Raw genomic sequence first — 24,695 nt, 5'->3', positions numbered from 1 at the left:
CCACTTTACCGCCGCTTTTGCTCTATCACCCCCCTCGCACAAGAATGCCGGCTGTCTCTGAAACGCTTCAAAACCTCTCACCGCGCCCCTTTTGGCCCTGCTTGTCCTCATGATGCGAAACCGCTGTCTTTCTTGCGTCTAACTTGTGGCCTCGGCGGGCTTGTGCTAGAATCCGTCGCTTGCCGCCCGGCGGAAGAAGCCCCGTCCGGAGGCCGCCACGGAGACGGGGCCTTCTTCTTCCGGGAAGATGTCCCCCCTGACGGGAGACCAAACGGGAGACCACCATGCGCCATTTCGCCCGATACGCCCTCCTTCTCGGCCTTTTCGCCGCCCTCTTCCCGCCCGGGGCCGTCCCCGCCCAGGAAAAGGCCGGCGCCCGGGTCCGGGTCGACTACACCCTGCCCAACGGCGACGTCCAGCCGCTGCCGGGCGCCACCGTGAAAATCCTCGACGGCAAGGACAGGACCCTCCGGGAGGACGTCACCGACGCCACGGGGCACGTGGCGCTGGCGGGCCTCGCGGCCGGCGAGTACACGGCCCTGGTTGAGATGACGGGCTTTAGGACCACCCGGCGGAAGATCGCCCTGGCCGGCGGGGAGACCGACGCGGTGTTCCCCGTGATCCTCCCCCTCGAGGAGATCACCGCCGCCATAACCGTCAACGCCGAGACGTCCAAGGACGACATCAAGCGGCCCGAACTGCCGGAGACCCTCAAGCAGCAGCTCCTCAAGAGCGCCCCCCTGGTCAACGAGCGCTTCCAGGACGCCCTGCCGCTGGTCCCGGGCGTGGTGCGCGGCCCCGACGGCCTCCTGAGCCTCAACGGCGCCCGCCCCAGCCAGAGCGGCCTCCTGGTCCAGTCCGTCAACGTCACCGACCCCGTCACCGGCCAGTACGCCATGGAACTGCCCCTGGAGGCCATCGAGCGGGTCCAGGTCTACTCGAACCCCTACGCCGCCGAGTTCGGCAAGTTCACCGGCGCCGTCACCACCATCGAGACCCACCAGGGGTCCAACAAGAAGAAGTTCCTCTTCACCAACTTCTTCCCCCGTCTGCGGGTCCGCGACGGCACGATCCGCGGTTTCGAGTCCTTCACGCCCCGGCTGGCCGTGTCCGGCCCCATCGTCAAGGACCGCCTCTGGATCTCCCAGCACTTCGAGTACCGCTTCATCCTGACGGAGGTGCCGTCCCTCCCCGAGCTCCACAACGAGACCCAGCTGGAGACCTTCGACTCCTTCACCCGGATGGACTGGGCCCCCACCGCCACCCACCGGCTCTCCTCCATCTTCTCGGTCTACCCCCAGAACCTCAAGTGGGTCAACCTGGACACCTTCCACCCCCAGGAGGTCACGCCGAACTTCCGCCAGCGCGGCTTCTTCCTGGCCCTGAGCGACAACTGGATCGTCGGCGGCTCCTCCCTCCTGGAGACCAACTTCAGCATCAAGCAGTACGACGCCCACATCTACCCCAACGTGGAAGCGCCCATGGTCATCACCCCCGAGGGGTGGGAGGGCGGCTACTACAACAACCAGGACCGTTACAGCCGGCGCTACGAGCTGTCCCAGACCTACACCTTCACCCAGCGGCGCTGGAAGGGGCTCCACGACCTCAAGGCCGGCTACGTCGTCTCCCGGCTGAAGTACGACGGCGACGACCGCCGCCGCCCCGTGGAGATCCTGCGGGAGAACGGCACGCGGTCCCAGATCCTGGACTACCTCGGCGGCACCGGCCTCGAGCAGAAGGCCTGGGAACTCACCACCTTCCTCCAGGACAAGTGGCAGATCGGCGCCCCGGTGACGCTGAGCCTGGGCGTCCGCCTCGACTGGGACAGCATCGCCCGCCGCGTCAACGTGGCGCCCCGCTTCGGCGTCTCGTTCCTGCCGGTCCCCTCCAGCACGAAAACCGTGATCCGGGCCGGGTGCGGGCTCTTCTACGACAAGATCCCGCTGAGCACCGCCGTCTTCGACCAGTACCAGCAGATGCGCGTCACGACCTTCGGGCCGGACGGCCACACCCTCATCGGGACTCCCCTCACCTACGCCAACGTGATCCGGGACGGCCGGATCCGCAACCCCTACGCCTTCCAGTGGAACGTCGAGATCGACCGGGAGATCCTCCCGGGGCTGCTGGCCCGCGTGGGCTACCAGTGGCGGCGGACCCACGACGACCTGGTCCTGAACCCCGTCACCTCGCCGACGCCGCAACTGGTCCTGGCCAACGCGGGGGACCAGAACTACCGGGAGTGGCTCTTCAGCGTGAAGTACCAGCTGGGCGAGCGCTTCGACGCCTCCGTCTCCTACGTCCACTCCTCGGCCAAGGGCAACCTCAACAGCTACGAACTCTTCCTGGGCAACTACCGCTACCCGGTGGTCCGCCCCGACGAGTACGGACCCCTCCCCCACGACACGCCGGACCGCCTCCTCGTCAGCGGGAGCATCTCTTTCCCCTGGGGGATCATCGCCTACCCGGTCCTGGACCTTCGCAAGGGCTTCCCGTACTCCAACGTGAACGAGGACCAGGACTTCGTGGGCCCCCGCAACGAGGCGGGCCGCTTCCCCCGCTTCCTCTCCCTGGACGTGCAGATCGTGAAGAAGGTGAAGATCAAGTTCCTGAAACAGAAGTGGAACTGCCGCATCGGCGTGAAGATCTTCAACATCACCAACCACTGGAACCCGCGGGACGTCCAGAACAACCTCGACAGCCCGACCTACGGGACCTTCTACAACAGCATCGGCCGCACCTTCCGGGGCAAGTTCGAGATCGACTTCTGAGAAGCGGGGACCGAAGAGAACTGACCACGAAATAGACCACGAAATAGACCACGAAATACACGGAATACACGAAAATCAGTCATTTCCTGAAAGGGTGTACGGTAGCCTGAAAGAAGTGCCGGTTACGATACCGGCTGTTACTTTTTCGGTGTCACGCGCACCGAAGCGCGGTATACTGTACAGTGAGATGTACGTTTGGAGGTGGATCTTGACGCTGACGATGCCGATGGTGGAAGCCCGGAACAAGTTGACCTCCCTCCCGGAATCTCTTTCGGAGGAAGGAGCGGAAACCGCTGTGGCCGTGACCCGACGGGGCAGGCCGGTGCTGGCCATTCTCTCCTGGGACTTTTTCGAATCCCTCACCGAGACCCTCGAGATCCTCGGAGACGAACCGGCCATGCAAGCCCTTCAAAATAGCTTGAAGGAGGTCCGGGAAGGAAAGGCCGTTTCCTGGGAAGCCGCCCGCGGAGAGTTGGAAAAGTGAGATACACGGTCGAGATCACCCCGACCGCCCTGGACCAACTCCGCCGGATCGAGGACCGCCGGGTCCGCGGGCTTCTCGTCAAGCGCATCGACCGCCTGGCGGAAAACCCCGGGCAGCAGGGCAAGGAGCTTCACGGCGAACTGCGTGGGCTGCGCAGCGTCCGGGCGGCGGGTCAGCGATACCGCATCCTCTACCGGATCGAGGGCGCCACCGTGACGGGGGTGGCCGTCGGGCGGAGGAAAGAAGGCGACCGGAGCGATATCTACCGGCTGGCCCGGACGCTCCTCCGACTTCGCCTCGCCCCCCCAGGGGAATGAAGGTGTCGAGGATGAAAACACTCGCCCTGGTCTTCCTCTTCTTCCTGAACGCCATCACCGGTCTGCTCCCCGCGGCGGGGGATACGGGCGCCGCACCGGAAGAAAAGCTGTATCTGGTTCGGAACCAAGGGAAGTGCGGCTTCATCGACCGGACCGGCCGGGTGGTCATTCCCCTGGCGTACGACGCGGCCTCCGCCTTTTCCGAAGGGCTGGCCCCGGTGAAGGTCGGCAAGCTCTGGGGCGCCATCGACCGGACGGGACGGATGGTGATCTCTCCCCAACCTTATCAGATCATGGGCTTTCTGAACGGGATGTCAATTGTTCGCGACCTTGAAGGACCCGATCGTCTGATAGGATTCATGGACAAAGCTGGGAATCTGCCAATTTCTCCCCGTTTTCAGAGCGCCTGCTCTTTCTATAAGAATCGAGCCTGGGTGGGCACAGCCCAAGGTGGCGGTTTTATAGACAAAAGTGGCGAGGCCATCATACCTATGCAGTACCAGGTGTATAACGTCGACTTTTTCATGCATGGCGACTATTGCCTGCTGAAAGACAGGCAGGGAATACCGAGATTTGTGCATATTTCAGGGATCGTCCTGAACACCCCCGACATCGACCTTGCAAAACCATATTTTCAGGAACTCGCCGCTGTCCGTTCAAATGGTCTTTGGGGTTATCTGAACCAGACTGGGCAATGGGCGATTCTCCCGCAATACCAGGAAGCCGAACTCTTCTCCGAGGGCTTCGCGTGGGTTCTTACTGAAGGTCGATGGGGCACCGTCGATCGCAAAGGAAAGGTTGTCATCCCCCCCTCATTCAAGGCGTCAAGACTTTTTCACGAAGGCCTGTCCTGGGTTTGGGACGGAAAGGGATGGGGATGTGTCGACCCTTCCGGTGAACTCCGGATCCCCTTTCGATTCAGTGAGGTGGAAGATTTTTCCGGCGGCAGGGCCTGGGTGAAGCAGAGTGGTCGTTGGGGAGTTGTGGACCCTCGAGGGAAGTGGTTGATCTCCCCGCGGTTCCACGGCCATCAGAGTTTCCAGGAAGGATACGCTCTGGTCAACATTGGTGGGATTGAACCCTCCGTTTGCGATGCTATCAGCGTCGAAGAAGGCATCGGGGGTCGATGGGGACTGATCGACACCAAGGGGCGCTGGGTGATCCCGCCCCGATACTCTACCGTGGAATTCTTCGACGGCGAGGTGGGTCTTTTCAAGAAGAATGGCTGTTGGAAGTATGTCGATCGCTGGGGGAGGATCCTGTGGACGGGCGACCGGGGCGACAACTGCCCGATATTCTGAGGTGGCCGATCAAGATCGCGAGGTGTAACGATGCCTGAACAGAAGATCCTGCTGCTGGGCGACGATCGGCTTTACCAGGCCTGCCGGGTGATCGGGGACGGGGAGAAAGACCTGGCCCGGCGGGTGATGGGGGACCTGCACGACACGCTCCTCGCGTTCCGCCGGCGGCACGGCTTCGGGCGCGCGGTGGCGGCGCCGCAGATCGGCGAGCTCGTCCGCCTGGTTTGCCTGGACGTGGGGGAGCCGGAGGCCCTGGTCAACCCGATCCTCAGCTTTCCCGATCCCGAAACCTATGAACTTTGGGATGACTGCATGAGCTTCCCCGGCCTGGAAGTGCGCGTGAGGCGATACCGGCGCTGCGTGATCGACTACCTCGACCTGGCATGGGTGCAGCACCGCCGGGAACTCGAGGGCGACCTGGCGGAACTGCTCCAGCACGAGTGCGACCACCTCGACGGCGTCCTGGCCGTGCAGCGCGCCGTGCACCCGGGCGCCTTCCGCTTCAACCCCGGCAAGTTCGGGGCGCCCGCCTGAAAAGGACAAAGGACCAAAAGGACATAAACGACCTAAAGGACAGCATCGTCGAGAGGGGCTCTTTGACCCCACCCCTTCCGCCCTCTCCGTCCTTTGGGTCCCTTTGGTCCTTTAGGTCCCTTGGTCCTTTTTCGCCAGGCCCTTCCCGCATGAATTGCAGAAATAAAACCGGTTCTGGTATACTGGCCGAAAACGGATACGGGGCCCCGGGAGAGGAATCGCCATGATGCCTTTTCCCCGACGCCCCCGGCGAGGAACCGGCCGCGGCCCAACCGCGGGTACAGGAGGTGGAAGATGAGAAGAAACGTCTTCAGGCGAAGGGCGCCGGGAAAAGACGGCCTTTCCCGCGAGACGATCCCGGGCGTTTCCCGTCGCGGTTTGGTTCTCCTGTGCGTGCTCCTCCTGCCGGGCCCGGGCTTGTGCCTGGCCGGCACGACGATCCACAACGTCACCGTGCAGGGGACGGACATCGCGGGCAACGAGCGCCTCGTCTGCAGCCTGGTGGCCGGCGACCGCGTGGTCGTGGACAGCATCTCGGGTTACGTCTGCTTCAACAACTCCACGGATCCCCAGTGCAAGCCGTGCAACCCGACAGACTACATCGTCGACCCCGACGGGCTGCCCCGGGCCATCTACGACGACCCCATGAACCAGGCCATCTGCTACGACTGCGACGACTACTGCGCGGACCCCCTCCCCGGCAACGGCCATGCCGGGCTCTACATGATGCTGAACTCGGCGAGGACGTTCATCGGTTCCGGCGGGGCGAGCTTCAACGTGACGGCGAACAAGACCCTGTACCTGGGCGTCAACGATTGCGCCAGCACGCCCAACAGCGGGACGTTCCAGGTCCGGGTGACGGTGTACCGCCCCGAGCTTTCCCTCAGCGACGTGTCCGTCAAGGAGGGGAACTCGGGCACGACCAGCGCCGTGTTCACGGTGAGCTGCAGCCCCGCGCCGGGCACCGGGCAGACCGTCACCGTGAACTGGGCCACGGCCAACGGGACGGCCGGCCAGCCCGGCGACTACGCCAGCGGCTCCGGGACCCTGACCTACAGCGCCGGCGACGGGAGCAAGACGGTGTCCGTCGCCGTCAACGGCGACACCGTGAGCGAGAGCGACGAGACGTTTCTCGTCAACCTGTCGGGGGCTTCCGGGGCCCAGATCACGGATGCCCAGGGCGTGGGGACCATCACCGACGACGATGGGACCTCGAAACTGTACGTGAGCGACGTGACGGTCTCCGAGGGGGACAGCGGCACCGTCAACGCCTCCTTCACGGTGACCCTGTCGCCGACCTCCTCGAACACGGTGACGGCGAACTACGCCACGGTCAACGGCACGGCGGTCTCGCCGGCGGATTACACGGCGGCGTCGGGGCCGCTGACCTTCACCCCGGGCCAGTCCACCAGAACGGTGACCGTCGCGGTGAAAGGGGACACCCTGGACGAGGACAACGAGGTCTTCCACCTCGACCTGTCGGGCCCCGTCAACGCGGAGATCGGGACCGGCCGGGGGACGTGCGCCATCACCGACAACGACCCCCTGGCGGTGATCATGATGGGCACGGACCTCTCGGTGACGGAAGGCGCCGGCGGGGAGACGGCCGTCGCGTCCTTCACCGTCAACCTGCTGAGCCCGTCGGGGCGGACGGTGACGGCGGAGGTCTACACGACCGACGGCACGGCCCTTCACGGGTACGACTACACCGCCCTCGTCCAGACCCTGACGTTCAGCCCGGGGGAGACCAGCAAGCAAGTCCCGGTGAGCGTCACCGGGGATTACAAGGACGAATACGACGAGACCTTCGACCTGAACGTGCGCAACGCCGTCAACGCCACGATCGCGGACTCCACGACCCGCTGCACCATCCTCGACGACGACGGGCCCCCGACCGTCTCCATCGGGGACGTCACGGTGACGGAAACGGACGCGGGGACGCAGGACGCCACCTTCGTGGTGACCCTGGCGGCCACCAGCCCCAACACCGTCACGGTGGACTGGGCCACCGCGAACGGGACGGCCCTGCAGCCGTCCGATTACACCGCGGGCTCGGGGACCCTGAGCTTCGCGCCGGGGCAGTTCGCCCAGGCGGTGAAAGTGCCGGTCGCGGGCGACACGCTGGACGAGGACAACGAGACCTTCCGGGTCGACCTGTCCAACCCCGTCAACGCCCCCCTGGGGGACGCCCAGGGAGTCTGCACCATCAACGACAACGATCCGCAGGCGGTCCTCATGATGGGGACGGACATCACGGTCACGGAGGGGGACGGGGCGACGGTGAACGCCGTCTTCACGGTGAACCTGCTGGCCGCCTCCGGGAAGACGGTCAGCGCGGAGGTGTACACCTCCGACGGGACCGCCGTGCAGCCGGACGATTACACGGCGCTCACCCAGACCCTCACCTTCACGCCCGGCCAGACGTCGAAAACCGTCACCGTGGCGGTGAAGGGCGACACCCTCGACGAGAGCGACGAAAACTTCGTCCTGAATGTCCACAACCCCGTCAACGCCACCATCGCCGATTCAACCAGTCACTGCACCATCACGGACAACGACGACCCGGCGGGCTGCGACCTGAGCGGTGACGGCGTGGTGGACGCCCAGGACGTGCTCCTGCTGGCCGCCTATCTTTCCGGGAGGCTGTGGGAGCTCCCCTGCGGCTGGTTCTGCGGCGATGTGGACGGCGACGGCCGGGTGACCGCCCGGGACCTCGTGACGGTCCTGCACAACCGCTGCAACATCTGAGCCACGACCGTGAGGGAGTGGTAAAGGTCAGATCTTTAATCGCTTGCTCACGCGCGCGGCGCTGACGGGTTTCCGGGCGGCCGCCCCCGTTACCAATGTCGAATCTCCACCGGGGAGCGGGTCGTCTTTGGGAACCGGGGCGGCGCATGCCCCCGTGGCCTTTCGCTTCCCCGACCCTTTTCGCGCTCTCCGTCCTTTGGGTCGTTTTGGTCCTTTGGGTCCTTTCGTCCTTTGGCGCGATAACCTTCCCGCCCTCACATCGGCGTGCAGTTGGCGAAGGCCAGCTTCAGGTTCCGCGAGACGTAGGGGATGTTCTTCACGATGGGCAGCCGCTTCAGCTTCTCGATGATGACCGCCTCCATCGCCGCGTCCCGCCGCTCTTCCAGCAGCAGGCCGGTTTCGGCTTCGGTCAGTTCCCCGACGTTGTCCACGTCGCCGGTCAGCCCGCGGTTCCCGAGGCACTGGTACTGGCACTTCATGCACCCCGCCAGGGCGTTGTGCGCCTTGGGGTCGATCCAGTCGGGCATGGGATCGGGGATCTCGTTGTAGAGCGAGATGCACTTACCGGCGTCGATGACGAACTCCGGCTTGCGGATCGCCTTCGTCGGGCAGGTGTCGGAGCAGAGACCGCACCGTTTGCAGACGGCCATCTGCTTGAGCGGCCGCCACTGGTCCGGCAACTCCACCTCGGTGTAAAAGGCGAGCAGCTGGTGGAAGCTGCCGTACCCCTTGACGTAGGTCACGTTGTTCCGGCCGTACTCCGCCAGGCCGCAGCGGACCGCGAGGGTTTTCAGGGGAAGCCGCGCGAAGATCAGCGGCGAGCCGGGCTTTTTCAAAACGTCACGGCACAGCGTCTCCTGGAACACCGGGAAGGTGATGCCGTCATCGACGTAACCGGGGGCGACGATCACCGTGTAGCGCTTCCCCTCCCGGTTGAGGGTGACGGACCCGATCTTCTGCGGCAGGGAGGTCACCACCAGCGACCGGGCGCCGGGCATCTTCTCGGGGGCCTTGAAGACGAAGCCGTCGATCCACTTCCGGAAGATGGGGTGGTCGCTGATCCGCTTTTCCTGCTTGAGCTTGGTGAACCAGGCCTCCAGCTCGGGGAGGTGCTTCACCGAGACGGTCCGGTACTGGTACCGGATGGCCCCGGCGGCGGGCGCGGGGGCGGGCGCGGCGGGCGCATTCTCCGGCCGCGGGAGGGCCTCTCCCGGCAGGACGCACAAGACCAGGCCCGCGGCGGCGAGCTGCTTGAGGAAGTCCCGGCGGTCGGTGCCCGACGGGCTGCTTTTCTTGACCACGATTTCCTCCACGAAAAAGACATGGCGGCCGGTGGCCTCGAGGATTCCCTAAATCATACTGGAATGCGGTGCATTTGTTTCCGGTTTTCCACGGGGGCCCGCTGTTCGCCTCGCGCAGCGCCCCCGGCGCCCCGTTTCAATTCCCGGAGGCACTGAGCCGGTCGGCCAGCAAGCCCCGGTCCGCGGCGTTCAGCAATCCGTCGCCGTTGAGGTCCCCGGCCTGAAGCGGGGCGGTGAAACGACCCTGCCCCGGGGTGAGGTTCCCGGCCAGGTAAAGGTCCATCAGGACCAGGTCGGCGAGCCCAACCTCCCCGGTTTCGTCGAGGTCGCCCGGGAGCGGTTGCACGGAGAGCTTGTCGGGGAAGAAAAGGGTCCTCCCGAGACCGAGGGTGAGGTCGAAGTGGTTCCGGGCGGTGTGCCCCGGCAGGGTCACCCGGACATCCCCGGCACCGACGGGCAATCCGGCCAGGGCGTATTCCCCCCGAAGGTCGGTGTTCACCGTCCGGTCGGCCCCGACTCGGGGGGAAAGGCGGACCGCGGCGGCCGTCGCCGGCCCCTGCGCGGTTTCCACCAGGCCCTGGACGCGGCTGTAGGGGTCGGGGGCGGCGAATCCCTGGCCGATCCAGTGGTTGGTGTAAGGGGTCAGGGCGGCGACGGTTCCTTCGGGGTGCTTGACGATGGAAAGCGAGGGAAGCCCGGCGTAGTTTTCGTTGTAGACCCACACTTCACTGGCGTCCGGAAGAACTGCCAGGTGGGTCGGGTTCGTCCCGACCGTCAGGGTGCTCTTGAGCGTCAGCCCCTTGACGTCCACCACGGAGACGGTGTTGGAAAAGAGATTGGTGATGTAGGCGGTTTCCCCGTCGGGCGTGAGGGCGATCCAGGACGGGTGCTGGGAGCTGGCACTTCCCCCCAGGGAGACGTGGCCGAGCTTGGTGTTGGTTTTCGTGTCGATGACCGCCAGCGAGGAGGGGTTTTCGTTGACCACCAGGACCCGGGCGCCGCCCCGGGTGACGGCCACGCCGCGCGGGTACCCGGCGTAGGGCTGGCCGGGCGGGGCGGTGGAGATGGTGGCCGTCACGCCCAGGGAACGGGTGTCGATCACCGACACGGACTTTCCCCAGTTGTTGGCGACGTAGACACGCGTACCGTCCGGGTGCACGGCGATCCCCGCGGGAAGGTCCCCCACGGGGATGGCGGCGATGACGGTCCCCTGGTCCGGGTCGATGACGCCCACGCTGTCGGAATTCTCGTTGACCACGTACAGGCGGGAGCCGTCGGGGGCGAACGCCAGGGTCGAGGGGCCCTGGCCGCCGCAGGGAAGGTAACCGATGCGGGCGTAAGGGCCGCACCCGGTGTAGATCCCGACACGGCCCCAGGCCTGTTCGGGGATGTAGACCCGGCCGGTGCCCGGGCGAACCGCCGACCCGTTGCCGAACCCCTCCGAACCGGTTCGCGTCGACCTCAGCGTGCGGCTGACGGGGTCCCAGATGGAGTAGTGCGAATCCAGGATGATCAAGGGGGGGCGAACGGGGGCGTCGGTGTCCTGGAAGACGTGCACGGCGTTGTTCCGGAGAAAGAAGACCCGGCCCGTGACGGGGTCCAGGTCCAACTCGGGAGGGTCGGCGGCCGGGGCCGTCGAGGGGGTCGGCGCCATGGCCGGGGACGGCGCCGCGCCGGCATCCGCTTCGAACACGGCGGCGCCCCCCGGGGGGGTCCCCTCGGGGGGAATCAACGCCAGGAAGTCGCTCGAGGGGTCGTAAAAGCCCAGGAAGGACGCGCCGGCGAAGTAGACGTGACCGGTGGACGGGCTGAAGGCCAGGTTGAGGATCGGCCCCTGCATGGGGAGGTTGAAGAAGGCGTCGTCCGCTCCCCGCAGGATGGTGCAGATATTGTTCACTTCCACCGAGGTGAACAGGGCGTCCATCCCCGGGTGATAGAAGAAGCGGAGGTTGTCGTTGTCCGCGTACAGCAGCCGGGAGCTTCCGGCCGCACGGTCGAACAGGATGAAAGGGACATGGACCCCCATGCCGGTCGAGATACAAACCTTGTTTCGCAGTGGGTTTATGCCGACCGCCGGCCCGCAGCTGCGCACGCCGTCGTAGGTCAGGCTGGACCGGGCGAAGCTGAGGATGTCCACCACTTCCAGGTAACCGGACAGCGCGTTGCCGATGAACAGTTCATGGGTCGCCGGGTTGACGGCCAGGTCCATGTAGAAGACGTTGGCCGTCAGGCCTTCGAGAAAGGAAATCGACAGGCTGTTCACGTCGATGCGCTGAAGGTGGTTTTCATCGAGCAGGAGAAGGTACCCCGCGGTCTCGTCCAGGGCCATCAGGTGATACTGGGTCGTGGGAACCCGACCGACCACCTGGGCGGACGCGAGGTCGACGACGGTGACCTCCCGGCCGGCCATGGAACTGATGAAAAGGCGGCCGGCCCCCTGGTGAAGCAGCATCCCGTTCATGGACCCGACGTCGGAAACCGTCGCCACCGCTCCCAGCGTGAGCCCGTCGAACAGGTGGACCTTCGCGTCCGTGGCATTGTACACGCAGACCCGGCCGGTCGGGGCATGAACCAGGACCCCGCCGAGGTCCCTGCCCGGGAGGTCGATCCGCCCGACGGGGACCTGGGCCCCCGCCAGACCGCCGAGCCCGGCAACCAGGAGAAGCACCCATGGGAAACAGGCCGGGCCACGGGTCCGAACGAGGGTTCGGACGAGCAGGATGTCAAGGTTTGTCATTGGTTTACCTCTCTTGTGCCGCGATGCCGGGGTCAGGCAAGCCGGTCGGCCCGGGTTCCGTCTCGATCGGGAGGGAGAACGAGAAGACGCTTCCCAGCCCGGGAGTGCTGTCCACCCAGATCCGGCCGCCGTGGTGCTCGACGATCTGGCGGCTGATGGTGAGGCCGAGCCCGGTGCCCCGCAAAACGCCCTCCCGGTTCGGGCCCAGCTGGGTGAACTTCTCGAAAACGGCGGGAAGGTCCTCGGGGGCGATGCCGACGCCCCGGTCACGGACGGACACCACCACCCGGCGGCGCCCGTTCCCGCCGGCCTCGTCGGGGGGCTCCCCGCCGCCGCTTTCGGAAAAGACGGTCCCGGGCGGGCCGGCCGCCGCCTTTTCCACCCGCTCATGCGCCAGGCGGGCTTCCACGGTGACCCGCTCCCCTTCCCGCGTGAATTTCACGGCGTTCGAGAGGAGGTTGAGCAGGACCTGCAACAGGCGTTCGCGGTCCCCCCGGACCGCGGGCAGGCCGGGGTCCACCCGCTCTTCCGCGGACAGGCGGTACTGCTCGAACAGGGACGAGGTGGACTCCACGGCGTGGCGCACCAGTTCCCCGACCTCGAGCCGCTCCATGCGCCACTCGATCTTGCCGGCCTCCAGCTTGGCGATGTCCAGAAGGTCGTTGATGAGGTGGGTCAGGCGCTCCCCCTCCGAGACGATGATGTCCATGTTGCCCCGGACCTGGGCCAGGCTGCGCGGGTTGCGGGCGGCCTCGATCCCGGGGACCAGCGCCAGCAGTTCCTCCTGCTTTTTCCGGACGATCTTGGCGAAGCCCACCACGGAGGTGAGCGGGGTCCGGAGTTCGTGGGCCGCCATGTTCAGGAAGTCCGTCTTCATCCGGTCCAGTTCCTGGAGTTTCCGGTTGGCCTCGGCCAGTTGTTCGGTGCGCTCCGTCACCCGCTCCTCCAGCTCCCGTTTGCGGGCCTTGAGGTGGCGGACCCGCAGGTGGAGCATCCCCCAGGCGCCCAGCGCAAGGGCGAGAACCACCAGCGCCTGGAACCCCACGGTCTGGTGGAACCGCGGCCGGAGGTAGAAGGAGAAGGCCGCCCCCGCCTGGTTCCACACCCCGTCGTTGTTGCAGGCGATGACCCGGAAGGTGTACCGGCCCGGCGGCAGGTTGGTGTAGTAGGCGTCCCGGCGGGCCCCCGGGTCGACCCACCCGGCGTCGTACCCCTCGAGGCGGTACTTGAAGCGCACCTGGTGAGGCCACAGCAGGCTCAGGGCGGTGTAGTGGAACTCGAGGGACCCCACGCCGGGGGGGTACTCCGGCGTGCCCTCCGCCGGGTGGTGCTCCCCGTCCACGGTGACGGTCTCGATGGAGACGGGCGGCGGCACCGGGTTGCGCTTCATGAAGCGCTCGTCCACGATCACCACGCCCGAAACCGAGGGGAACCAGAGCCGGCCCAGGCGGTACCGGCAGGCCGGGGGGTGGGACAGGCCGTTGCACTCGCGGTTACGCATCCCGTCCGCGGGGCCGAAGACCCGGCAGGGGAGTCGGGAGAGCAGCCCCGCGTCGAGGGCGTCGAGGTCTTTCCGCAGCACCGCATGAATCCCGTTGAAGGTGGACACCCAGAGCGTATCCCCCGCCGCGTTGTCGATGATGGCCGTGACCGGGTCCTCGGTGAAGCCCTGGGCGGCGCCGTAGACGCGCGCCTGGCCGTCGCGGATGCCCACCAGGCCGTACTGGTTCGTCCCGGCCCACAGGGTGCCCTCCCGGTCGAGGAAGAGGCTCCGCAGGTGCAGTTTCCAGGGTTCCTGACCGACCGGTCGGACCTGGCCGTCGGCCAAGCGGTCGAACCCGTCGTCGGTGGCGACCCAGAGGGTCCCGTCCCGGTCCTCCGCCACCGCCAGGACATCGTTGGAGGAGAGGCCGTTTCGGGTCGTCCAGGCCTGTATGACCCCGTCCCGCAGGCGCTTGAGTCCCCCGCCGCGCGTGCCGATCCATAGGGAGCCGTCCCGGGAGGGCACGATGCACGAGAGGATCTCGCCGGAGGACAGGCCGGGAAGCACCACCGGGGTGATTCTCCCCCCCGTTTCCATCCGGTTGAGCCCACCGCTCCAGGTGCCGATCCAGAGTGTCCTGGCGGGGTCCTCGTACAGGCAGTGGACGCTGTTGTTGGACAGGCCCCGCGAAAGGTCGAAGGTCTCGCACCGGCTGCCGTCGAACCGGGTGAGCCCGCCCTCGGAGCCGACCCAGAGGTGACCGGAACGGCTTTCCAGGGCGCACCAGGTCATTTCGTCCGGCAGCCCCTCCGGGCGGCCCAGGACCGAGAGCTTCCCGTCCTTGAGGCGGGTCAGGCCCCCGCCGTGGGTCCCGATCCAGAGGCTCCCCTCCCGGTCCTCGTACAGGCAGCGAATGAAGTTGTCGTTGAGCCCCTCCTGCCCGGTCAGGCGGGCCAGGGCCCCCCCGTGGATCCGCCGGATCCCGTCCCGGGCCGTGCCCACCCAGAGGTTGGCGTCCCGGTCCTCCACCACGGCGCTGATGAAGGAGCCGGGCGACAGGCCCTCGCCGCCGGGGCGGACCACGGGCTCGAAACCGCCCCTGGCGACCCGGTGCCAGTTGCCGCCGCCCGACACCATCCAGAGGGTCCCCGACCGGTCGCGGAAGGCCATGCGCACCGGAGTCGTCTCGAAGCCGGGTTCCGGCCGGAACCGCCCGCCCTCCAGGCGGAAAAGCCCCGTGTTGGTGCCCGCGAAGAGCACTCCCCCGTCGTTCTCGAAAAGGACGTTGACCGCCTGCCGCTGGTGGAGGGAGGTCGACGTCAACCGCATGGGGACGGGGAAGGCCTGGGCCGACAGCGAGCGGAGACGGTAGACCGCGTGCCGCCCCACCGCCCACAGGGTGCCCGTCGCGTCCTCGAAAAAGGACGTGACGGGCTTGTCCCGGAGCTGCACCGTGGCGGGCGTGTCGAAAAAACGCCCCGCGGCGTAACAGCAGGCGCCGCCGTCGTTGCCGACCCACAAGGTCCCCTTGCGGTCCTCGTACAGGCCCTGGATGCTGTTGCGGCTCAGGGCGGGCGTGTTGGCCCGGTTGAAGAGCCTGAACTCGATCCCGTCGAAGCGGACCAGCCCGCTCTCGGTGCCGATCCAGAGGAAGCCGTCCCGGGTCTGCAGGATCCGGTGCACGGTGTTCTGGGGCAGGCCGTTCTCGCTGGTCCAGGTCTCCAGGATGTACTGGGTGACCGCCCGGTGGGGGTCGAGGGCGAGGAGGGCGCAGGGCCCCGCCAGGGTCGACAACAGGCAGAGTACGGCCATCCTCAACATATTCAGGGTGCAAGGCGGGCGCCCCGGCTTTTTCATGTGTCTCCCCGACAGGGTCGCTTTCGGGCCGGCGGACGACGTACGATGGAGCCAAACACCGCCTTACAATACCCGACGGGAAGGGGCAATTCAAGAGAAAAGCCCGGCGGGAGTCGGTCCTCGCCCGCCTCCCCGCCCTCAACCACGCCCGCGCCGCCGCCCACGGACAAAGACCTTCGACGGACGCGTAAAAAATTAACAGAGCGCCGTCATCCCTGCCGGCAACCCCTTTGGGTTCAATGGACAAATTCCGGCAGGATGCCGGCGTCCCCGCTCTCAACCGCCCGCTGCGCAAGCCCCGGAAACATATATCCGCAACAGGAAGATAACATGAGAACGATTTATCCTTGACAGAAGGACAAATAATAGGTATTTTATCTTCAGGTAAAGGATAAATGCGCAACATCGTCCGACAAAAGATCATCGATTTCCAGGAGGCGCCTTTCCCGGGGATCACCCGACGGGACGTCCATCTCCCGGTCGTCCCGGGCAAGGCGATCGCGGTCATCGGAATGCGGCGCACGGGAAAGACCTGCTTTCTCTGGCAAGTCATCGCCGATCGCGCCCGGCAGGGCGCCGGCCGGGAGCGGACACTCCTCTTCAACTTCGAGGACGACCGCCTGGCGGGGATGACGGCCGACGATCTCCACTGGGTGGCGGATGAATTCTTCCGGTTGTATCCCGAGGGAAGGGACCGGGACCGGACCCTCTTCTGTCTCGACGAGGTCCAGGCGGTGCCGGGCTGGGAGACCTTCGTCCGTCGGCTCCTGGACACCGAGAACATCGAACTGTTCCTCTCCGGCTCCTCGGCGCGCCTCCTCAGTCGCGAGGTGGCGACGAGCATGCGGGGGCGGTCCATGGAGGCCCTCGTTCACCCCTTCAGCTTCCGCGAGTACCTGCGCCATCACGGGAAAGAGCCCGAGGCCGGGACGGAACGTCTGTCCAAGGCCGTGCTGTCGTCGCTGAACCACAAGCTTCCGGCCTATCTCGCTTCGGGAGGGTTCCCCGAAGCGCAGGGCCTGACGGGGCGGGACCGTTTCGAGCTCCTCCGGGGGTACGTGGACGTGGCCCTGTTCCGGGACGTGGTGGAGCGCCACGCCGTTTCACAACCCACCGCGCTTCGCTGGTTGACGCGGCAACTCCTGGGCAACGCCGCGGGACTTTTCAGCATCAACAAGTACGCCAACGACATGCGTTCGCAGGGCATCTCCGTTGGGAAAGACACGCTGCACGCGTTTTTAGCCCATTTGGAGGACGCCTTCCTGGTCCGGACGATCGGCATCGCCTCCACGTCCGAACGCCAGCGCAGGGTGAACCCGCGCAAGGTGTATCCCATCGACCCGGGGCTCATCCCTGTTTTCGACCGGTCCGGACGCGCGAACATCGGGCACGCCCTCGAGACGGCCGTACTGTTGTCGCTCGATCGACGAGGCGCCGAACTGGCGTACGCCAAATCGCCCGAAGGGTACGAAGTCGATTTCCTGGCCCGGTTTCCCGACGGACGCCAGGAACTGATCCAGGTCTGCGCCGACCCGGACGACCCCGGGACGGTTGACAGAGAGCTGCGGGCCCTTTCGGCCGGTGCGCGGGAATTGCCCGCTGCCGGTCTCCGCCTCGTGACCCTCTTTCCCGAAGCGGTGAAGGAGACCCCGGCCGGGGTGAAGGTCCATTCCGCCGTCGACTGGCTCCTGTCGGAATGACGGGAACCGGGGCGTCGGGTGTCGGGGTCGCCTTCGTTGGTTTTCTCTGGCCAACAGGCAGCGGATTCAGGTACAACAGGCCGCGAGTCCCGGAGAAGCCGGGACCCGGCGGAGGAACCCATGCACTGCCCGATCTGCCGGTCGGAGATGGAGCGGCGGGAGATGGCGCCCTGCTTCGTCTGCGGCCATGCGCCGCGCGAGCTGGACGAGTTCCGCCAGGGTGCGCACACCTACGCCGAGTACGAGGTTTTCCCCGGCGAGCGGATGGTGCTCTGCGACTTCTGTGACGCCGACTTTGGCTCTTTCTTCCCGGATTACTGGGGATTTCCGCCCTCCCGGGAGATGGATCTCACCGAGGAGCAGCTGATCGGGCCAGCCGAAAATCCCACCCTCGCGCTCGACTGGTTCTGCCCGGTCTGTCGTTACCGCCTGAAGTTCCTGGCCGTTCGAAAACGAGTGCTGCAACGGAACGGGGTCCCGGGCGAAGCGCCTGCCCCGCCGCCTCTCTCGCCCCCGGCCCCCCCCCTGCCCGGGCTCGCACCGCCGCCGGCGGGCGGCATCCCCGAACCGCCCTCCGGCGGGACGGCCGCTCAATCCCGGCCGGTCCGAGCGGGCCGGCGGCGGCGTTCCCGGATGCTTGCCGACCCCACCGTTCAATTGCTCGGGGTTCTGATCCTCGCGCCGCTCTGCGCAATTTTCGGCATGTCCCTGAGCAGCGGCGCCCGTGGGAAAACCCCCGCCCTCCTGGGGTGGCTGGCCACCTTCGTGCTGTGGTCCCTGGCCGCCTGGCGCAGCGTCCGGCACCAGTGGCAGGCCCTTCCCCGCCTTCCCGGCCGTCGCGTTCCGGTCCTCCCGCACTCCCTCACCCGCTTGCGGCTCCTCACCGGCGTCACCTTCTTCGCCCTGATCTCCACGCTGTGCACCCTCGTCCTCCTCGCCGTGCTCGTGACGAAGGCGTTCCGTGCTTAGACCCCGGGCGCTTCGGGGTCGAAAAACCGCCGCTGGATCGCCTCCACCTCGGGGAGGCACGAGCAGAGGGCTTCCACGCAGTCCGTGTCCAGGCGGTTCGGGGTGGCCCGCTGTCTGGGGGGACCGGACCGCGCCGCTCCGGCAGCCTGCGCGGCGCGTTCAAAGCGGCGCTCCGGCAGCCTGCGCGCCGCACTCCGCAGAGGAAAAAAGGGTTCACGTCGCGTTCTTCGGGAAAGAGGGGGAGGGAATATGAGCGGCTCAGTAAAAAACCGTTGCTTTCAAGGTGCCGAGCGGGTAGAATCCGGCGTTCTTGGGCCGATGGTTCTTTCGATTTTTCCCGGAGAGGTGTCCGAGCGGTTTAAGGAGCACGCTTGGAAAGCGTGTGTAGGGGCAACTCTACCGCGGGTTCGAATCCCGCCCTCTCCGCCACCCCGGGCCGGCGCCGCGTGCGCCGGCCCCGTTTTTTAGGGGGCCTCGAAGAGGGCGGCCGTGAAAAAAGTCTGTTTACACCCGCGAATCTTCGCGAATCGGAATATCACAAGTCCTTTCATTTAGTTGTATTCGTTATTCGCGTCAATTGGCGTTTTTCGCGGGAAATATCCAGTTGGCGACTGATTGCGGGAGCATCAAACGTGAGCAGCACCTGGAACCGTATCGCCCGCAAAACCGGCCTGCGCTTCCTGTCGAAAGCGGACCTCCGCCTCCTGGACACCCTCCGGTCCGAACTGATCCCCCCCGGGTTCCGGGAGGAGGACGGCCTGGCCCCCCGGTACCGGTCGGGCGACGAGGGCCTCCTCCTCGACGCGGAGAAGATGGCGGCCTTTCTCGGCCCGCTCGGGGACGACGACTGCCGCCGCCTCTTCGCGCGGCTGCGGGGCGACCCCGGCATCAACCCCGGCTTCCGGGGGGTCGACTACGCCGCCCGCGGCCTGATTCACAACGGGTTCTACCCCACCCCCGACGCCGAGCTCTACGCTGCCATGATCCGGTGGTTCCGGCCGACGGCCGTCACCGAGGTGGGGTCGGGCTACAGCACCGCCGTCGCCCGGGCGGCCGTTGACCACCTGGGGCTCCCGTCGAAGATCCGGGTCATCGACCCCGCCCCCCGTCGCGCCGTCGAAAACCTCGCCCACGCCGTCGAGTACCGGCGGGTGGAGGACAGCTCGCTCCTGGCCGACCTCCCTGGCCCGGGGACCCTGCTGTTCATCGACTCCAGCCACGTCTGCCGCCGGGGCGGGGACCTGCCTTTCCTCTACTGCCGGGTCCTCCCGTCCCTTCCCCCCGGCGTGCTGGTGCACGTTCACGACGTGTTCATCCCCTTCGACTACCCCGACGTCTACGTGCGGATGTTCTACACCGAGCAGTACCTCCTCCACGCCTTCCTGGCCGGCAACCCGCGGTGCGAGGTGGTCTTCGCCACCCACTTCATGTCGCGCACCCGCGCGGCCGCCATGCAGGCGGTCTTCGGGGAGGCCGTCGGGAGGGAGCCGATCTTCAACGGGGCTTCTTTCTGGTTTCAGACGCGTTAATCAACGATGACGCGGTCGCAAAAAGTCGGGAAACGAAGAGGAAAGTGTATGTAAAGCCTTATCTTTCTTTGTGTTCTCTGCGTTCTTTGCGGCTGGGTGGAGTCGAACGCTTGAGCGTCGGGGGAAAGGGTTTGCCGGCCGGGCATGACCCCGGGGGCGGAGATTCCCCCGCTCCCGCAGCCGCCGGTTTCGACCCGGGTCAGGCCGGCGGCTTGCCGAAGACCCAGGCGGCCCACTCCCCCTCCTGGGCGCGCTCCCGCAACACCCAGCCAAGCTCCATGACGGGCGGCAGGAAACCGGGCTCCTCGGAAGCCAGCACCCCGGTGAGCAGGATCCGCCCGCCCGGCTTCAGGAGGGTGTCCAGCTGCTTCCGGTTGGCCAGGATCACCCCGGAGAGGATGTTGGCGAAAACCCAGTCGAAGGGGGGCGCCGAGAAGTGCTCCAGGTCGCAGAGCCGGATGTCGGCGGGGACCTCCACCCCGTTCAGGGCGAGGTTCTTCCGGCTGACCTCCACGCTGGGCTCCTCGATGTCGATGCCGGCGAAGAAGTACTCGCCCGGCCGGCCCGCCCGCCCATCGGCCCGGAGCTTTTCCAGCCACCGGGCGGCGGCGATGAGCAGGATCCCGCTCCCGCAGCCGGCGTCCAGCACGCGCCGGAAGCCGCCGTCGAAGTGCTTTTCCAGGAGGGTGAGGCAGAGGCGGGTGGTCTCGTGCGAGCCCGTGCCGAACGCCTCCCCCGGATCGACCTGGATGGGGAGGCGCCCCCGGAGGTCGTCCGGCCGGTTCCACGAGGCGTGAATCAGGAAGTGCTCCCCCGCGGGGATGGGCACGAAGTTGTGCCGGGTCTCGGCCACCCAGTCGTGACGGGGCACCCGGGACCACCGGGGTGAGAAGGAGGCGCCGGGGATGTACGCCGACAGTCGGGAAACCGCTTCGGCCACCAGCGGTTGGGGTTCGAGGGCGGCGTCGAACCAGGCCTGCAGGACCGTGCCGCCGCTCGGCCCCGCCAGGGGTTGGACCCCCCGGGTGCCCAGGTCGAGGAACACGCAGGACGCGAGGTCCTCGGCGTCGGCCGGGACGGTGACTTCCAACAGCAGGTCTTCCGCGGGCAGGTCCGCCATGCCGTCCCCCCGCCCCTCAGTTGCCTTTCCGGGGCCGCTGGACGCTGTCCCGGATCCGGCCGAGGAACTGCTTCTGGCTCGACTGCATCTCCTTGTCCGAGACTGCGGCGAAATCCTCGAGTATCTTCCGCTGTTCCCGCGAGAGCTTTCGTGGGACGTCCACCTTGACCCGGACGTAGAGATCGCCCCGGCGGCCACCGCCGATCTCGGGCATCCCCCGCCCTTTCAAAGTGATGACCGCGTCGGGCTGGGTGCCGGCGGGGACTTTCAGCCGCTCGTCCCCGTAGAGGGTGGGGACCGTCAGGTCGGTGCCGAGGGCCGCCTGGGCCAGAGAGACGGGCATCTCCAGCAGGAGGTCGGACCCTTCGCGGTTGAAGAAGGGGTGCTCCTCCACGTAGACGAGAATGTAGAGGTCGCCGGGGGGGCCCCCGTGCACCCCGGCCTCACCCTGGCCCTGGAGCCGGAGGCGGGTGTCGGTGGAGATCCCGGGGGGAATCTTCGCCTCGATGGTCTTCTCCTTCCGGACACGGGTCTTGCCGTGGCACTCGGGACAGGGGTTGCGGATGATCTTGCCCGCCCCGTTGCAGTGGGAACAGGTGCGCGCGATGGTGAAGAAACCCTGCTGGTAGCGGACCTGGCCGCCGCCGTTGCAGGTGGGGCAGGTGACCGGCCCCGTCCCCTTGGCGGCCCCCGAGCCGCCGCACTCCGCGCAGGTCTCCATCACCGGGATTCGCAGCTTGGTTTCGGTGCCGAAGGCGCTGTCGAGGAAGGAGATCTTGATCTCGTACTGGAGGTCGTTCCCGCGCTGGGCCCGGGTGCGGCCGCGGGACGAACCGCGGCCGAAGAGGTCGCCGAAGCCGAAGACGCTCTCGAAGATGTCCGAGAAGTCGCCGAAGACGGACGGGTCGAAATTGCCGTTGAACCCCCCGCCCGAGACGCCGGCGTGGCCGAAACGGTCGTACTGGGCCCGCTTGTCGGGATTCCCCAGGATACTGTAGGCCTCGGCGGCTTCCTTGAACTTCTCCTCGGCCTCCTTGTTCCCCGGGTTCTTGTCCGGGTGGTACTGGAGGGCCATCTGTCGGTAAGCTTTCTTGATCTCGTCCGCCGAGGCGCCTTTCGACACCCCGAGGACCTCGTAGTAGTCTCGCTTGCTCAACCTTCGCCTCCTGCGGGGCTCACGTCCCCCGGGACTTGCCGCCGGGGTGACGGCACCCCGCGCGCAAACGGTGGATTTTCCTCTCGGGACCGGGTGAAGTCAAGCCTTTCGTGATGCCTTGCCCCGAGAGAGCGGGGAGACAAACGACGGATGAATGCATCCGTGTCCATCCGTGTCCATCCGTGGTTAAAGGTGGAGTTCCACCACGTCGCCGTCTTCCAGGACGTAGTCCCGGTTGACGCGCTGGCCCTCGTACTTGTGGGTCCCCCAGATGCGGGCGAAGGAGAGCTTCTCCGAAAAATCCTTGTGGACCATGGCGCAAAGGTCCATCAGGTCGCTCCCCCGCCGAAGGGCGTAGGGCTTTTCCTTCACGAAGGGCTTCCCGGGGATCTTCGTGTAGACCCGGACGATGTTCAGCTCCCGGACGATGGCCGCCCGGAGTTCCCCCACGCCGTCTCCGCCTTCGGCGGACACCGCAAGGACGGGGTACCGGTCCCCGAAGAACTCGCCCACCACCTGGGCGCTCTCGGGGCCGGCCAGGTCGATCTTGTTGACCACCAGGAGGGCCCTCACCACGATGCCGCCCCGGGGGAGTTCCCCATCGCACCGGCTCAACCAGACCTTGTGCTCCCGGAGGATCGTCTCCACTTCCTCGATCTCCTCCAGGACGCCGGGGCTGGACGGGTCGGCCACCAGGAGGGCCAGGTCGCCGGTCCGGATGACGGCGGGGACCCAGTTCTCCATGAATTCCCGACTGACGGCCGGCAGGTCGAGCACCTGGACCTGGATGTCCTCCCACGGCGCCATCCCCTGCTCGGGCAAGCGGGTGGTGAAGGCGTAGGGCGCCACCTCGGGCTCCGCCGAACTCAGGGCCCGCAGCAGGGCGCTCTTTCCCGCGTTGGGCGGGCCGACCAGCACCACGCGCCCCGCCCCCTCCCGGGGGATCGCGGTGGGGTCGTGCCGCTGGGGCCCCTTGGCGCTCTCCTGGTCCTTCTTGAGCTGGGAGAGCTTCTTCTTGATCTCCGCCTGGAGTTTCTCCGTCCCCTTGTGCTTGGGCAGGAGGGCGTACATCTCCTCGAGGGCCGCCCGTTTTTCCTCGGCGGTGGCGGCCCGCTTGTACTGTTCCTCGGCGTCCAGGTACTGGGGGGTCAGGTTGGCGGGCATGCATCGCTCCCGAAAAGATTGACGGATGGAAATATAGCCTAAACCGTCGATCAAGACAACGAGAATGGTGCCAGATGCTACCTAAATCCTACTCTATCAACAAGACATAGCGAGCAAAAACACATCTCTTTTCTTTTCAGTGAGACATAGCTACGATCATTTCGCCTGGCGCCTTGACAGGTGAAGATACACCCATTCCGGGCGCCGCTGGATAGGATCGGTGTGAAAGGCCTCACGCAAAGGCGCAGGCCGGCTGATTCCACTCGTGCGCGGCCCGGAGCGCCGCGCTGCGTCCCCTGTACCATCGCCCTCCGGGCGATGGACGATCTCGCCGCGGCGGGACCGTGCGCGGGACGGAGCCCCGCGCTACGTCACCGTCGCAGGCCGGAGGGCCGCACTACTGGAGGGTCTTGCGGAAGCGGAGCACAGCGGCGCCCAGGGTGGCGAAACCCATCCCGGCCAGGACGGCGATGTAAGGCCAGAGGAGGTCCGCACCGACCCCCTTCAGGAAGATGAAACGCACGATCACCAGGTAGTAGCGCATGGGGTTGGCGTAGGTGATCCACTGGACGGCCTCCGGCATGTTGGCGATGGGGAACATGAAACCACTCAACATGATGGCGGGCAGGAAGAAGAAGAAGGTGCTCATGAGGGCCTGCTGCTGGGTCCCGCTGATGGTGGAGATGAAGAGGCCGATCCCCAGGGTGGAGAGGAGGTAGATCACCGTGGCCCCGGCGAGGAGGAGAAGATTTCCGCGGATCGGGACGCCGAACCACGCGACGCCCACGACGGTCACCAGGATGATGTCCACGAAACCGATGACGGCGAAGGGGACCGTCTTTCCGATGATGATCTCCTTGGGCCGGATAGGGGTCACCATGAGCTGTTCCATGGTCCCCGCCTCCTTCTCCCGGACCACGGCCAGGCTGGTGAGGATCAGGGTCACCAGGGTGATCATGAGGGCGATCACGCCGGGGATGAAGAAGTTGCGGCTGTCCAGGTTCTCGTTGAAGAAAGCCCGCGCGCGTAACTCCACCCCGCCGGCGGGCGCTTCGCCGGTCAGGCGGCGGATGCGGAGTTTCAGTTGCTCGGAGTTGTAGACGCCGAGAATCCCGATGGCGTACTGCTGGATGATGCCCGAGGTGTTGGAGTCCGACCCGTCGAGCAGGAACTGGACTTCCGCCGTGCGTCCGCCCTCCAGTTCGGCGCCGAACCCGCGGGGGATGTCCAGCGTGGCCTGGACCCAGCCGTGGTCCATGGCGTGCTGGATGTCCCGCTCGTCGGCGGCATCGAAGACCCGGTCGAAGTAGCCCGAACCGGTGAATCGCGTGACGAGGGCTCGACTGGCGGCGGTCCCGTCGGCGTCCCGCACCGCCAGGGCGATGTGGGTCACGTCCGTGTTCACGGCGTAGCTGAAGACCAGGAGCTGGACGATGGGGAGGACGAAGATGACGCCTCGCGTGCGCGGGTCCCGAAGGACCTGGATGAACTCCTTGCGGATCATGTGCCGGATGCGCTCCCACACGG

General features: G+C 66.5%; 16 protein-coding genes and 1 tRNA gene. 10 read left to right on the top strand and 7 right to left on the bottom strand.

Annotation, left to right across the window (positions count from 1 at the left end; translation table 11 throughout):
* The first annotated feature begins 284 nt into the window (after positions 1 to 284).
* The 6 genes from KA419_02645 to KA419_02620 all read left to right on the top strand — a co-directional run bounded on the left by KA419_02645 (position 285) and on the right by KA419_02620 (position 8,152).
* Complete coding sequence (locus KA419_02645; GenBank protein ID MBP7864821.1) at positions 285 to 2,768, top strand: TonB-dependent receptor; 2,484 nt, start codon at positions 285 to 287, stop codon at positions 2,766 to 2,768.
* A gap of 94 nt (positions 2,769 to 2,862) precedes the next feature.
* Positions 2,863 to 3,252: a type II toxin-antitoxin system Phd/YefM family antitoxin gene (locus tag KA419_02640; GenBank protein ID MBP7864820.1), complete on the top strand. Its 390-nt coding sequence runs from the start codon at positions 2,863 to 2,865 to the stop codon at positions 3,250 to 3,252.
* A complete protein-coding gene (locus KA419_02635; GenBank protein ID MBP7864819.1) occupies positions 3,249 to 3,569 on the top strand; it encodes a type II toxin-antitoxin system RelE/ParE family toxin in 321 nt (106 codons plus the stop codon). Before KA419_02640 ends, KA419_02635 begins: the two co-directional genes overlap by 4 nt.
* An 11-nt stretch (positions 3,570 to 3,580) precedes the next feature.
* Entirely contained in the window at positions 3,581 to 4,870 is a 1,290-nt protein-coding gene (locus KA419_02630) for a WG repeat-containing protein (protein MBP7864818.1), read from the top strand.
* A gap of 30 nt (positions 4,871 to 4,900) precedes the next feature.
* A complete protein-coding gene (locus KA419_02625) occupies positions 4,901 to 5,404 on the top strand; it encodes a peptide deformylase (protein ID MBP7864817.1) in 504 nt (167 codons plus the stop codon).
* A 294-nt stretch (positions 5,405 to 5,698) separates the two neighbouring features.
* Entirely contained in the window at positions 5,699 to 8,152 is a 2,454-nt protein-coding gene (locus KA419_02620; protein MBP7864816.1) for a hypothetical protein, read from the top strand.
* Positions 8,153 to 8,406: 254 nt separating this feature from the next.
* Here the strand turns inward: KA419_02620 and KA419_02615 are convergent, their stop codons facing one another.
* From KA419_02615 to KA419_02605, 3 genes are all read right to left on the bottom strand, one after another.
* The gene (locus tag KA419_02615) at positions 8,407 to 9,453 is read right to left on the bottom strand and encodes a twin-arginine translocation signal domain-containing protein (GenBank protein MBP7864815.1); all 1,047 of its coding nucleotides are present in this window, start codon (positions 9,451 to 9,453) and stop codon (positions 8,407 to 8,409) included.
* Between the two features lie 136 nt (positions 9,454 to 9,589).
* Positions 9,590 to 12,190, bottom strand: coding sequence for a beta-propeller fold lactonase family protein (locus KA419_02610; GenBank protein MBP7864814.1), 2,601 nt, complete (start codon positions 12,188 to 12,190; stop codon positions 9,590 to 9,592).
* 4 nt (positions 12,191 to 12,194) lie between these two features.
* A complete protein-coding gene (locus tag KA419_02605) occupies positions 12,195 to 15,485 on the bottom strand; it encodes a hypothetical protein (protein ID MBP7864813.1) in 3,291 nt (1,096 codons plus the stop codon).
* A gap of 440 nt (positions 15,486 to 15,925) precedes the next feature.
* Between KA419_02605 and KA419_02600 the strand changes: the two genes are divergently transcribed.
* The 4 genes from KA419_02600 (at position 15,926) to KA419_02585 (ending at position 19,728) form a co-directional block, all read left to right on the top strand.
* On the top strand, positions 15,926 to 17,230 hold the full coding sequence (locus KA419_02600; GenBank protein ID MBP7864812.1) for an ATP-binding protein: 1,305 nt from the start codon (positions 15,926 to 15,928) through the stop codon (positions 17,228 to 17,230).
* Between the two features lie 120 nt (positions 17,231 to 17,350).
* Positions 17,351 to 18,199, top strand: coding sequence for a hypothetical protein (locus KA419_02595; protein MBP7864811.1), 849 nt, complete (start codon positions 17,351 to 17,353; stop codon positions 18,197 to 18,199).
* 339 nt (positions 18,200 to 18,538) lie between these two features.
* Positions 18,539 to 18,628, top strand: a tRNA-Ser gene (locus KA419_02590).
* Between the two features lie 203 nt (positions 18,629 to 18,831).
* Positions 18,832 to 19,728 carry a class I SAM-dependent methyltransferase gene (locus KA419_02585; GenBank protein ID MBP7864810.1) on the top strand — a complete coding sequence of 299 codons (897 nt, stop codon included), beginning with the start codon at positions 18,832 to 18,834 and terminating at the stop codon, positions 19,726 to 19,728.
* 199 nt (positions 19,729 to 19,927) lie between these two features.
* Here the strand turns inward: KA419_02585 and KA419_02580 are convergent, their stop codons facing one another.
* The 4 genes from KA419_02580 to KA419_02565 form a co-directional block, all read right to left on the bottom strand.
* A complete protein-coding gene (locus KA419_02580; GenBank protein MBP7864809.1) occupies positions 19,928 to 20,848 on the bottom strand; it encodes a 50S ribosomal protein L11 methyltransferase in 921 nt (306 codons plus the stop codon).
* A 16-nt stretch (positions 20,849 to 20,864) separates the two neighbouring features.
* Positions 20,865 to 22,004, bottom strand: coding sequence for a molecular chaperone DnaJ (gene dnaJ / locus KA419_02575; GenBank protein MBP7864808.1), 1,140 nt, complete (start codon positions 22,002 to 22,004; stop codon positions 20,865 to 20,867).
* Positions 22,005 to 22,190: 186 nt separating this feature from the next.
* On the bottom strand, positions 22,191 to 23,168 hold the full coding sequence (locus KA419_02570) for a 50S ribosome-binding GTPase (GenBank protein MBP7864807.1): 978 nt from the start codon (positions 23,166 to 23,168) through the stop codon (positions 22,191 to 22,193).
* Positions 23,169 to 23,565: 397 nt separating this feature from the next.
* Positions 23,566 to 24,693: an ABC transporter permease gene (locus tag KA419_02565; GenBank protein MBP7864806.1), complete on the bottom strand. Its 1,128-nt coding sequence runs from the start codon at positions 24,691 to 24,693 to the stop codon at positions 23,566 to 23,568.
* Positions 24,694 to 24,695 lie beyond the last annotated feature (2 nt).

It is taken from the genome of Acidobacteriota bacterium (genome assembly GCA_018001935.1).
Classification (GTDB): domain Bacteria; phylum Acidobacteriota; class JAAYUB01; order JAAYUB01; family JAAYUB01; genus JAGNHB01.
The sequence above is the reverse complement of the archived record's forward strand: the minus strand, read 5'-3'. Positions and strand labels throughout refer to the sequence as shown.

Excerpts from the sequence above, each read along its gene's own strand:
- KA419_02645 (MBP7864821.1), top strand. The coding sequence starts at position 285 with ATGCGCCATTTCGCCCGATACGCCCTCCTTCTCGGCCTTTTCGCCGCC.
- KA419_02630 (MBP7864818.1), top strand. The coding sequence starts at position 3,581 with ATGAAAACACTCGCCCTGGTCTTCCTCTTCTTCCTGAACGCCATCACC.
- KA419_02625 (MBP7864817.1), top strand. The coding sequence starts at position 4,901 with ATGCCTGAACAGAAGATCCTGCTGCTGGGCGACGATCGGCTTTACCAG.
- KA419_02620 (MBP7864816.1), top strand. The coding sequence starts at position 5,699 with ATGAGAAGAAACGTCTTCAGGCGAAGGGCGCCGGGAAAAGACGGCCTT.
- KA419_02610 (MBP7864814.1), bottom strand. The coding sequence starts at position 12,190 with ATGACAAACCTTGACATCCTGCTCGTCCGAACCCTCGTTCGGACCCGT.
- KA419_02605 (MBP7864813.1), bottom strand. The coding sequence starts at position 15,485 with ATGGCCGTACTCTGCCTGTTGTCGACCCTGGCGGGGCCCTGCGCCCTC.
- KA419_02600 (MBP7864812.1), top strand. The coding sequence starts at position 15,926 with ATGCGCAACATCGTCCGACAAAAGATCATCGATTTCCAGGAGGCGCCT.
- KA419_02595 (MBP7864811.1), top strand. The coding sequence starts at position 17,351 with ATGCACTGCCCGATCTGCCGGTCGGAGATGGAGCGGCGGGAGATGGCG.
- KA419_02580 (MBP7864809.1), bottom strand. The coding sequence starts at position 20,848 with ATGGCGGACCTGCCCGCGGAAGACCTGCTGTTGGAAGTCACCGTCCCG.
- KA419_02570 (MBP7864807.1), bottom strand. The coding sequence starts at position 23,168 with ATGCCCGCCAACCTGACCCCCCAGTACCTGGACGCCGAGGAACAGTAC.